At 70.6% G+C, this 10,774-nt stretch carries 8 protein-coding genes; 3 read left to right on the top strand and 5 right to left on the bottom strand.

The window, feature by feature from the left end:
• Positions 1-131: 131 nt before the first annotated feature.
• The 3 genes from rho to thrC form a co-directional block, all read right to left on the bottom strand.
• Entirely contained in the window at positions 132-2,141 is a 2,010-nt protein-coding gene (rho, locus tag ETD86_RS48710; RefSeq protein WP_138673427.1) for a transcription termination factor Rho, read from the bottom strand.
• Positions 2,142-2,598: 457 nt separating this feature from the next.
• A complete protein-coding gene (gene thrB / locus ETD86_RS48705; protein ID WP_138673426.1) occupies positions 2,599-3,504 on the bottom strand; it encodes a homoserine kinase in 906 nt (301 codons plus the stop codon).
• A 25-nt stretch (positions 3,505-3,529) separates the two neighbouring features.
• Entirely contained in the window at positions 3,530-4,588 is a 1,059-nt protein-coding gene (thrC, locus tag ETD86_RS48700; protein WP_138673425.1) for a threonine synthase, read from the bottom strand.
• Between the two features lie 240 nt (positions 4,589-4,828).
• Between thrC and ETD86_RS48695 the strand changes: the two genes are divergently transcribed.
• Positions 4,829-6,217: a glycosyltransferase family 2 protein gene (locus ETD86_RS48695; protein WP_246149414.1), complete on the top strand. Its 1,389-nt coding sequence runs from the start codon at positions 4,829-4,831 to the stop codon at positions 6,215-6,217.
• Between the two features lie 71 nt (positions 6,218-6,288).
• On the opposite strand, the gene ETD86_RS48690 is transcribed toward ETD86_RS48695, so the two are convergent.
• Together ETD86_RS48690 and ETD86_RS48685 are read right to left on the bottom strand one after the other, a co-directional pair.
• Complete coding sequence (locus tag ETD86_RS48690; protein ID WP_138673423.1) at positions 6,289-7,953, bottom strand: glycosyltransferase family 2 protein; 1,665 nt, start codon at positions 7,951-7,953, stop codon at positions 6,289-6,291.
• A complete protein-coding gene (locus tag ETD86_RS48685; RefSeq protein ID WP_138673422.1) occupies positions 7,950-9,041 on the bottom strand; it encodes a glycosyltransferase family 2 protein in 1,092 nt (363 codons plus the stop codon). The genes ETD86_RS48690 and ETD86_RS48685 overlap by 4 nt, the downstream gene beginning before the upstream one ends.
• A gap of 262 nt (positions 9,042-9,303) precedes the next feature.
• Between ETD86_RS48685 and ETD86_RS48680 the strand changes: the two genes are divergently transcribed.
• Together ETD86_RS48680 and ETD86_RS48675 are read left to right on the top strand one after the other, a co-directional pair.
• Complete coding sequence (locus ETD86_RS48680; protein ID WP_138673421.1) at positions 9,304-9,744, top strand: hypothetical protein; 441 nt, start codon at positions 9,304-9,306, stop codon at positions 9,742-9,744.
• Positions 9,741-10,774 (top strand): glycosyltransferase family 2 protein (locus ETD86_RS48675; protein WP_138673420.1); only part of this gene is annotated, 1,034 nt, incomplete at its 3' end. The genes ETD86_RS48680 and ETD86_RS48675, both read left to right, overlap by 4 nt.

Below are 10,774 nucleotides of genomic sequence, written 5' to 3'. Positions count from 1 at the left end.
CTCCCGGCCCCGCCACGCTCGCCTGGCCTCCCACGAGCACCGTCCGACGCTTGGCCGCGCAGATGGCCCCGGCCCCGAACAAACAGAGAGGGGCGGCAGGGGAGAACCCCTGCCGCCCCTTTCAGGAGCCGCTAGTCGCGGTCGTTGCTCACCGTGGTCTTCTGGACCTGCATGAGGAACTCCGCGTTGGACTTGGTCTCCTTCATCTTCTCCAGGAGCAGCTCAAGAGCCTGCTGCATGTCCAGCGCGTGCAGCACCCGCCGCAGCTTCCAGACGATCTGCAGCTCGTCCCTGGCCATGAGGATCTCTTCCTTACGGGTGCCGGACGCGTCCACGTCCACCGCCGGGAAGATCCGCTTGTCCGCCAGGGACCGGTTGAGCTTGAGCTCCATGTTGCCGGTGCCCTTGAACTCCTCGAAGATGACCTCGTCCATCTTGGACCCGGTCTCGACCAGAGCCGTGGCGAGGATCGTCAGCGAGCCGCCGTTCTCGATGTTGCGGGCGGCGCCGAAGAAGCGCTTGGGCGGGTAGAGCGCCGTGGAGTCGACACCACCCGACAGGATGCGACCGGACGCCGGGGCCGCCAGGTTGTAGGCGCGGCCGAGGCGGGTGATCGAGTCGAGCAGGACGACCACGTCGTGGCCCAGCTCCACCAGACGCTTGGCCCGCTCGATGGCGAGCTCGGCGACCGTGGTGTGGTCTTCGGCGGGACGGTCGAAGGTCGAGTGGATGACCTCGCCCTTGACCGACCGCTGCATGTCGGTGACCTCTTCAGGCCGCTCGTCCACGAGCACGACCATCAGGTGGCACTCGGGGTTGTTGCGGGTGATCGCGTTGGCGATGGCCTGCAGCACCATCGTCTTACCGGCCTTGGGCGGGGAGACGATGAGGCCGCGCTGGCCCTTGCCGATCGGCGACACGAGGTCGATGATCCGCGTGGTGAGGATGTTGTGCTCGGTCTCGAGCCGCAGGCGCTCCTGCGGGTAGAGCGGCGTCAGCTTGTTGAAGTCCGGCCGGTTGCGGGCCTGCTCCGGGTCCATGCCGTTGACGGTGTCGAGGCGGACCAGGGCGTTGAACTTCTCGCGCCGCTCGCCGTCGCGGGGCTGCTTGACGGCACCGGTGATGACGTCGCCCTTGCGCAGGCCGTTACGGCGGATCTGGGCCAGCGAGACGTAGACGTCGTTGCTGCCCGGAAGGTAGCCGCTGGTCCTGACGAACGCGTAGTTGTCGAGGATGTCCAGGATGCCGGCGATCGGGATGAGCACGTCGTCGTCGCCGATGACGGGCTCGCTGCTCTCGAAGCGGTCACGGCCGCGGCCGCGGTTTCGCTCCCTGAAGCGGCCTCTACGGCCGCGCCCGCCGCGCTCGTCCTCGTCGCCGCCGCGCTGGTCGCCCCGCTGGTCACTGCGCTGGTCGCCCCGCTGGTCACTGCGCTGGTCGCCCCGCTGGTCACTGCGCTGGTCGCCCCGCTGGTCACTGCGCTGGTCGCCCCGCTGGTCGCCACGGCTTCCCGCGTCGGCGACGCGCTGGTCGCCACGGCCGCCGCTCTCCGCGCGGCCGCCCTCACCGCGGTCGCTGCCGGAGCGCTCGCCGCGCTCGCGGCGCTCGCCGCGGCTGCGGCGCTCCCTGCGGCTCTCGCGCTCCGCGCGCCCCTCGCCCTGCCCGGCCTCGACGGCCTGGGGCTGCTGCTCCACGACGGGCTCGGCCGGGGCCACCACGGGCTCGGGCGCCACGGCTATGGGCTCCGGTGCGGCGGCAGCGGGCTGCGGGGCGGCGGCGGGCTCTTCGGCCGTCTTGGCGCGGGAACGTTCCCTACGAGTACGGGTCGGCCGCTCGGCGGCCGGGGCCGCCTCCGGAGTCGCGGCAGGCGCCTCGGCGGCGGCCGCGGGAGCCGGTGTGCCTTCTCCGGAACCGCCACCCTGCTTCTCCTGGATGGCCGCGATGAGCTGGCTCTTCCGCATGCGCCCGGTCCCGCTGATGCCCAGCTCAGCTGCGATCTTCTGCAACTCGGGCAGCACCTTGGCGGACAGGCCGGTGCCGGAGCGACGCGCACGCGGCTTGGCCGCGGCGCGGGTGGGGGTGTCGCCGGACGCAGGCTCAGCGCCTGATGCGTCGGAGAGGAGTTCGGTGGTGTCGCTCAACTAAAAGGTCCTTCCCAGGGGTCGGGCGCCGGTTTTGTTCTGCCGGGCGTCCCGGAGGTGCTTGCGATCCGGCGGGACAGACCGGGTCGGGGTGCACTCTGCGATCTTCGGCTGTCGTTGGAGACGGCCGACACTCTTGGGGAGGGGCTCGTCCACGCCGCCAATGGGCCGTGGCGCGTGGCTGACACCCCTCAGATTGCTGTCGCCAGCCAGATGTCGAGTTGATTCGAACGCGCCGATCCCCGTCGTCGCCGCCTCGTTCAGAGCCAACCGGGTGTGGGCCAACCGGAGGCTATTGAGTTCGGGGAGACAGCCGCGCTGCCCACGCCTCGCGACGTGCAGCATGATGCAGCGATGTGTGGCTGACAAGCACGCACCCACCAAGGGGGCATCTGGTGCGGCTACCAGCCTAACATCACCAGCGCACACGGCTATTCCCTGAAGGTCTAAAGAGGCATCAGCGTGTCTCGGGGAACTGAACGTTCGCACCAACCGGGTCGACGTCCATTAGCTGGATGTGCCAGTCATTACCCACTTCTGGCGCGATCAAATCCTGCGTATCCGATGTCGAAAACGCAAGAACCGTGGGACCCGCTCCCGAAACAACCGCGGGCACGCCCACTGCACGGAGACGTTCTATCAGATCCGCACTCGCCGGCATCGCAGGCGCGCGGTAATGCTGATGGAGCCTATCTTCTGTGGCGGCGAGCAGGAGCCCTTGCTCCGGCCGCTGGGTCAGCGCGGCGATCAGCAACGCGGCCCGTCCGGCGTTGAAGGAGGCGTCCTTGTGGGGCACGTCCTTCGGCAACAGCCCCCGTGCGGTCTCCGTGGCCAGCCGCGCCGTCGGAATGAGGGCGACAGGACGGACCCGCTCGTCGGGAGCCAGTTTCACCATACGCGGTGACCCGGTGTGGTCGGACCATGCCACGATGAGCCCGCCGGCCAGGCACGGCGCCACGTTGTCCGGGTGGCCCTCCATTTCGGTGGCCAGCGCGAAGACCTGATCATCGGAGAATTCGGCCCCCGACAGCGCGCGGGCGGCGAGGATGCCGGCGCAGACGGCCGCGGAGGAGGAGCCCAGTCCCCGCGCGTGCGGGATCCTGTTGCGGCAGCGCAGGCGGATGCCCTCCGGCTGCGGGACCCCCATGCGGCCGAACGTCTCCCGCATGACCTTGATGATCAGGTGCCCCTCGCCGAGAGCGACCTCCCCCGCGCCCTCGCCTTCCACCGTGACGTGCACGCCGTGCTCGTCGGTGAGTGCCGCCTCGATCTCGTCGTACAGGCTCAGCGCCAGGCCGAGCGCGTCGAAACCCGGGCCCAGGTTCGCCGAGGTGGCGGGCACGCGGACGTCAACGGTCCTCATTCGCTCATCTCCCTGCTCGCCCCCCTCAGGCGAGGTTGAGCGCCGCCGCGGCGGCGTGGACGTCGATGGGGATGACCACCGGCGCCGGTGCCCCCGAGATGGCCCAGTCCGGGTCCTTGAGCCCGTTGCCGGTGACCGTGCAGACGATGCGCTGCCCCGGCTCGACCAGCCCCTGCGCGTGCGCCTGCAGGAGACCCGCGACGCTGGCCGCCGAGGCCAGCTCCACGAACACGCCCTCCTCCTGCGCGAGCAGCTTGTACGCGGCCGCGATCTGCCGGTCGGTCACCGACTGGATCGCCCCGCCGGACTCGTCGCGAGCCGCCGTGGCCAGCCCCCAGGATGCCGGGTTGCCGATGCGGATGGCGGTGGCGATCGTGTGCGGGTGGGCCACGGGCGCGCCCTCGACGATCGGCGCCGCCCCGCTGGCCTGGAACCCGAACATGCGGGGCCGCTTGGTCGCTACGCCGTCGGCGACGTATTCCTGGTAGCCCATCCAGTAAGCGGAGATGTTGCCCGCGTTGCCCACGGGGATGCAGTGGATGTCGGGGGCGTCGCCCAGCGTGTCCACGATCTCGAACGCGGCCGTCTTCTGCCCCTGCAGCCGGAACGGATTGACCGAGTTGACCAGCGCGATCGGATAGCTGGACGACAACTTGCGGGTCATCTCCAGGCAGTCGTCGAACGACCCCTCGACCTGCAACAGCGTCGCTCCGTGCACGAGCGCCTGGGCCAGCTTGCCCATGGCGATCTTCCCCCGAGGCACGAGAACGGCACACGTCAGCCCTGCGCGAACGGCATAGGCCGCCGCCGAGGCGGAGGTGTTGCCGGTCGACGCGCAGATGACCGCCTTTGCCCCCTCCTCGACCGCTTTGCTGATGGCCATGGTCATGCCGCGGTCCTTGAAGCTGCCGGTCGGGTTGGCCCCCTCGACCTTCAGGTAGACGTCGCACCCCGTCAGCGCCGACACGCGGTGCGCGGGCACCAGAGGTGTGCCGCCCTCGAGCAGCGTGATGACAGGCGTCTTCGGCGTGACGGGAAGACGCTCGCGGTATTCCTCGATGAGGCCACGCCACGACCTGCTCATGATGACTCCCTACCTGCGGTGTTCGGCACCGAGTGTAAGGGGTGCGGGCGACCGACGCGGATCCGCGTCCACCGGTCGGACGAACCGGTTGGACAGGGCCACTATTCAGGAAATTCTCAGTATCTCCCGATAAGATCCCGGCAGGGGGTCACCACCATGGACGCGCGTCCTGCTTTGAGGCAGAACGACTATTCACCACTGGCAACGCCGCAGCTCGGCGCCTGGTCGCCCGCCCTTTCCGTGAGCGTGGTGATACCCGCGCACGGCGGGCAGGACAAACTCGATCTGACGCTGGCCGCGTTGGCGGCGCAGTCGTACCCGGACCATCTGATGGAGGTCCTGGTCGTCGACGACGGCAGCCGGCCGCCGATCCGATTGCCCGAAATCCGGCCGGTCAACACACAAGTCATCCGCGTACGGGACGGCTGGGGCATCTCCAACGCCGTCAACACCGGCGCCAAGGCCGCCGACGGCGAGATCATCCAGCGGCTCGACTCGGACATGGTGGCCTGCCGCGAGCACATCGAGGCGCTGGCCCGCTGGCATCACGTGACGGACTATCTGGTCACGATCGGCATGAAGAAGTTCGTGGAGGTGCCGCCCGTCACGCCGCGCCAGGTCTTCCAGGCGAGGCACCTGGGAGAGCTGTTCCCGCTGGACGACGCCGTGTCCAGCTCCACCGAGGCGACGATCGCCAAGACCGACGGGCTGCGCAAGAGCCGCAATCCGTACCACGTGTGCACGGGCCCGACCTTCGCCCTGCCCCGGGAGGTCTTCCACGCCGTGGGCGGGCTCGACCCGACCGTGGTCCGGGGCGAGGACACCGAGTTCGCCTACCGGCTGGCCATGCACGGCGTCGTGTTCGTGCCCGACATGGACGCGCAGGCCGTACACCTGGGGCTGCCCGCGCAGCACCGCGACCGGGAGCGGGCCGTTCGGGCCGTGGAGCCGTATCTGGCGCACCGGATCCCGCTGCGCAGGGACCTGCGCAAGGACCGAGGGCGGCGGTGGCTGGTGCCGTACGTGGAGATCGTCCTCGACGTCACCGACACCTCCGAGTCGGTGGTGCGGCAGGCGGTGGCGGCGGCGCTGGACGGCAAGCTCCAGGACGTCGTGGTGACGCTGGCGGGGCCGTGGTCGCGGCTCGACTCGGGACGGCGGTCCGTGTTGTCCGATCCGTGCTTCGAGCTCCGGCTGATGCGTGACCTGTTCGCGCATGACGAACGCATCCGCCTGATCGACGAGGCCGCCCCCACACCTGCGCCGACGCCGTTCCGCTACCACGGGCCGGTGGACGTGCCGCTGCACAAGGTGACACTGGAGCGCATGATCGAGTCGGTCCAGAAGGATCTGACCGGCGTCCTGATCGTGGACCTTCCCGACGGGCGCGCCGCCCGCCTGGAACGCACGTCGGCGCTGGGTCGCGCCACGCTGCTCGCCGGTCCGGGCGCCGACCTGGACACCGTCATCGCGACCACCCACGGGGTGCGCCACGAGCCCTCGGACCGCTACTGGCCCGCCCCCAAGCAACCGGACCCGGTCACCATCGCGTCCCCGGTCACCGTGCCCGTGGAGCCACCGGAAAAGACCCTCCTGCGCCGCCTGAAGTCAGCCCTTCGCCCGAACTGACCCACCCCGCCCGCCATGTCGTCGGCTTCGCCGCACGGCGCGGGAGCGGGCGGGCCGAGGCGGGTGGCGGGTCAGTCGCGGAGGCGTTTGCCCAGGGCGCGTTTCATGGTGGAGGAGACCAGGGCGCGGAGGTTGCGCTGGGTGCGGGTGGCGGCGGAGAGGTGTCGGCGCAGCGTGCCGACCTCGCGGCGGAGCTCCACCGCCGACTTGCGCCAGCGCCCCGCCTCCTCCTTCCACTTGGCCACCTGCTCCCGCAGCCGCTCCGCCTCCTTGGCCAGCCGGGCGGCCTCGGCCTGGGCCTCCACGCGGGCCCGGTACGCGCTGCGCCGCCCGAGCGGCGACCCCGCCTCGGCGGTGAACCCGTACGTCTCGGCCTCCACCCAGGACACGCCCGACACCGCGTCCACCACGTCGTCCAGGTCCTCCCCCGGCTCGGCCACGATGCGGGCCCTGGCGAACGCGGACACCCGTTCCAGGCGGCCCGCGACGACGCCTTGGGACGACTCGTCGAGCAGCACGTTCACCAAGCCCAGGCCCTCGTCGCGGGCGAGGTCGAGCAGGCGGGCCAGGGTGTCCTCGCCCGGGATCCAGCCGGCCGGCAACCGCAACACGAACGGCACGGCGGGGTCGACGTCCTCGGCGGCGGACAGGCGTACCCGGCCCTCGTGCAAGTAGTGGCCGCGGACCAGCACCAGGTCGAGGTCGGGGTCGCGGAGCGGGGCGCGGCGCTCGTGCTGGAGGGTGTCCCACGGGCCGAGGAGGAGGATGGAAATGTCGGGGATGGTGCCGGCGAGCAGGGCGTCCACCGTCGCCCGCACGGCGTCGTAGCCGGCCGTTCCGTCCACCACGACCGTGACGTACGGGACCTTCCACTGCCGCCCGGGATGCCCTCGCAGCCACCGATAGGCCGGGATGCGGTCGGCCACGAACGCGTGGCTCACCCGGTCGATCGGCTGCTTGTCACGCATCCGCATCGTCGGCCCGAGGTGGTACGCGCGGGCCGCGGGCTCCGGCACGAAGACCGCGCCCGCCTGGCTGAGCCGGTAACCCATCTCGGTGTCCTGGCCGAGGATCAGCTCCTCGTCCATCGGCCCCGCGACCTCGATCAGCCGGGCGTTGACCGAGGTCGCGCCGCCCACATGCAGGCTGAACGGGCGCTGCGGGTTGTCGGTGAGCCCGTTCGTGCGCTCGACGAGGTCCACGATCCAGGCGTGCGGCTCGGCGGGCTCGAAGTGCCGCTCCAGGTCGCCGGGCAGCCGATCGGGCACCTCCGCGGAGGTGAACCTGATGTAGCCGGTCACGACCAGGTACGGAGCCGCATGGTGCCAGCGCATGTGCGCCTCGATCGCGCCGGGCGTGAGCACCACGTCGGAGTCGAGCCAGTGGATCACGTCCCCCGTCGCCTCCGCCAGGCCGGCGTTGCGGGCGACGGCCCGACCCGGCTCCGCGCAGACGATCAGCCGGGTACGGGCGGGCCGGCCGGCCGGCAGGCGCAGTGGCGGCGTGCTGCCGTTGTCGACGACGATGACCTCGATGAGCTCGGCCGGATAGGTCTGCCCGGCAAGCGCGGCCAGCACCAGATCCAGTTTGTCCTGCCCGCCGTAGGCCGGTATGACCACGCTGACCATCAGCTCGGGAGTGAAGCACTCCGGGGGCTGGATCACGCGGTAGTCGTTGCCGCGTACCCGGGCGACGCGCTCGTCGTGCGGCCCCGTGCGGCTCGTGGAGGCGGTCACGCGGCTTCCATCAGCAGGCTCGGGCGGAAGCCGCGCCACTGGTTCGCGGCCACCTTGAGGAAGTGGGCCAGCGGCAACTGCCACGTGTGCTCAGCGCTGAGCCCTCTTCGTAGAACGTAACCAAGCCCGTGGGTCCGGTAAATGCGCGTTCCCGCCCGTTGGGCCGCCTTCAGGAACTCGAGATCGACAGCCCGAGAAATCGGGGGAAATCCGCCAATTTCCCTAAATTTTGCCAAAGACAGCATGATCGTGCCTCCGGCTACGTGATCGGACCATACTTCGCTCGGATAGCCCGCCCCGCTGGCGAACGTCGTCCGCCTGATCGTGGCCCGCAGCGGCTCCAGGTAAAAGAACTCGGCCGTCGTGCCCACCACGTCGGCCGACGCATACGTCAGGGCCATGGCGAGATCGGCGAGGTGCCGGGGGCCGTACCAGTCGTCGTCGTCCCATTTGGCCAGGTAGTCGCCGCTCGCCAGGGCCGCCGCCCGGTTGAGCACCTCGCCGAACGGAACGGAGGCCTCCGCCTCGACCCATTTCACCGGCAGCGCACAACTCTCCACCGCCGCGCGTACCTGCTCGAACGCCGCCCCATGCAGCCCCAGCAGCACCTCGGCCGCGACGTCACGCTGCCGCTCCATCTGCGCCAGCGCCGCGCCGACCAGGCCGGGTCGTTTGCTTGACATGACGATGCTGATCTTGGGCGCCGGGGTGGGGTGGGCTAAGCGGCGCAGGCGTATGCTGTGCTCCTCGCGCCGCAGGTCGGCCAGGCAACGCGCGGTGCCGTCGGCGGCGTGGCCGAGCCAGGCGCGGTCGGTGAGCAGCGCCGCGAGATCGGCGGGCACCCAGCGGGCGGCACGATCAGCCGTCAGCGGAATCCCCGCGGCGGCCAGGCGCAGCAGCCCGTCCAACGCGAGCTCCGCGAGCTCCGGCACCTCGGCGTCGGGCCACTCGATCTCCAGCCCGCGCAGCGGCCGCAGGGCGGGCACGTCGGCCGGCCTGCCGTCGACGGCCCAGTCGTCGCCAGCCCAGTGCAGGCGCGCCAGCCCCTTCTCCGGCGTACGCGCGAAGCCGCAGGGGGTGACGGACATCGATGGGCACTCCTCCGACCGAGGGATCAGTCGGCGCCTACCTTACGCCGGTTTTACCGACCGGTAGACGCGGGGCACAACATTCGGCAGGACAGGCATCGCAGGTCCTGAGGGCTGCGATTCCCAGTCATCCTCCAGGAACTTATGGCACGGTAGTGGCCGATGTTTATTAAGGTGTCAATAATCCCGACATGTCCGTGACGCCTCGGATGTCCTGAGGTGCGCGCGCCGACAAGGCATGATCTATGAAAGGTATGCGCGGATGCTTTCGCCCCGCCGTCTGGCAGCGACCGGCGCACTCCTCTCGGCCCTGGTCGCCGGTGTGCTCGTGGTCCTCGTACTCGCCGGCCTGATCACGCTCGGTGCGGCGGCGGCCACGGTGGCCTTCCTGGTCGCGCTGGCGGCCCTCGCGTTCCTGGTGCTCATCGTGCGCCGCGTCGACGGCAAGGCCCACAGAATCGACCTGCGGATCAAGAAGTACGAGGCCGAGCTGGCCCGCACCACCACCGCGCTCAAGAACCTCGACACCAGGCTGGACCTGCTGGTACGGGCCGTGGAGGATTCGGCGGCGCGGCGTGCCGACGACCTCGGCGCGATCCTGGCCTCGCTCGGCGAGGACCGGGTGAACGCCATGGCCCGGGCGCGTGAGCTGGAGGAACTGCGCGAAGAGGTCCGGGCGCTGGCCAAGGACGCCTCGGTATGACGAGCCGGGTCAGGCACAACGACTACGGCGTGCTGCGGCCACCCGCGATCGGGGCGTGGCAGCCCTCGCTGACCGTCTCCGTGGTCATCCCCGCCTACAATTGCGCGGCGGCGCTGGGACGCACGGTCGCGGCGCTGGCCCGGCAGACGTACCCGGCCGAGCTCGTCGAGGTGGTCGTCGCGGACGACGGCAGCGAGCCGGAGCTCACGCCGCTGGACGTGCCGGGCGCCCGGGTCGTACGGGTGGCCGAGGGCTGGGGGCGCGGCGCGGCCCGGCAGACCGGGCAGCTCGCCGCCTCCGGAGCGGTGATCCACTGGCTGGACTCGGACATGCTGCTGGCCGAGGACCATCTCGAGGCGCACATGCGCTGGCACCACCTCGTCGACTACGCCGTGGTGATCGGCGAGACGCGGTTCGTGGAAGCCCCGGGCGAGGAGGGCGCCCAGTCCGAGTACACGAGGACGACGCTGGAGTCGACGCGGCGGCTCAAGGACTCCGGGTCCAGCGCGTACCTGCTGCACACGGGCGCCTCCACCTCCGTGCGCGCCGACCTGCTGCGGGCGGCCGGCGGCGTGGACGCCGGGCTGAACATGGCCGAGGACACCGAGCTGGGCTACCGGCTCGCGCAGGCTGGGGCCGTGTTCATCCCGGACGCCGAGGCCAAGGCGTGGCACGTCGGGCCCTCCACCGTGATGTTGCGGGAGAAGGAGGTGCACCGCCACAACTGGTCATACCTGGGCGATCTGATCCCCGATCTGCGCTGGCTGCGTAACCATCCGCGCCGCCACTGGCTCGTGCCGTACCTGCGGGTGGTCGTGACGGCCACGACGTACGAGCAGACGCGGGCGAGCGTGGACTCGGCGCTGGCCGGGACCCTCACGGACGCCGCCGTCACGCTCGTCGGCCCTTGGAGCAAGCTGACCGGCGAGCGCCGGGCCAACCTCGACGACCCCCTGCTCGACCTGCGTCTCCTCCACAATCTGTACGCTCACGAGCCTCGGGTCGTGTTCGCGGAAAGCGTACCCGCCTC

The organism is Nonomuraea turkmeniaca, assembly GCF_005889735.1.
Classification (GTDB): Bacteria; Actinomycetota; Actinomycetes; order Streptosporangiales; family Streptosporangiaceae; genus Nonomuraea; species Nonomuraea turkmeniaca.
Note: the sequence above shows the minus strand (reverse complement) of the source record. Positions and strands in the feature narration are given on the sequence as shown.

Excerpts from the sequence above, each read along its gene's own strand:
- thrB (WP_138673426.1), bottom strand. The coding sequence starts at position 3,504 with ATGAGGACCGTTGACGTCCGCGTGCCCGCCACCTCGGCGAACCTGGGC.
- thrC (WP_138673425.1), bottom strand. The coding sequence starts at position 4,588 with ATGAGCAGGTCGTGGCGTGGCCTCATCGAGGAATACCGCGAGCGTCTT.
- ETD86_RS48685 (WP_138673422.1), bottom strand. The coding sequence starts at position 9,041 with ATGTCCGTCACCCCCTGCGGCTTCGCGCGTACGCCGGAGAAGGGGCTG.
- ETD86_RS48680 (WP_138673421.1), top strand. The coding sequence starts at position 9,304 with ATGCTTTCGCCCCGCCGTCTGGCAGCGACCGGCGCACTCCTCTCGGCC.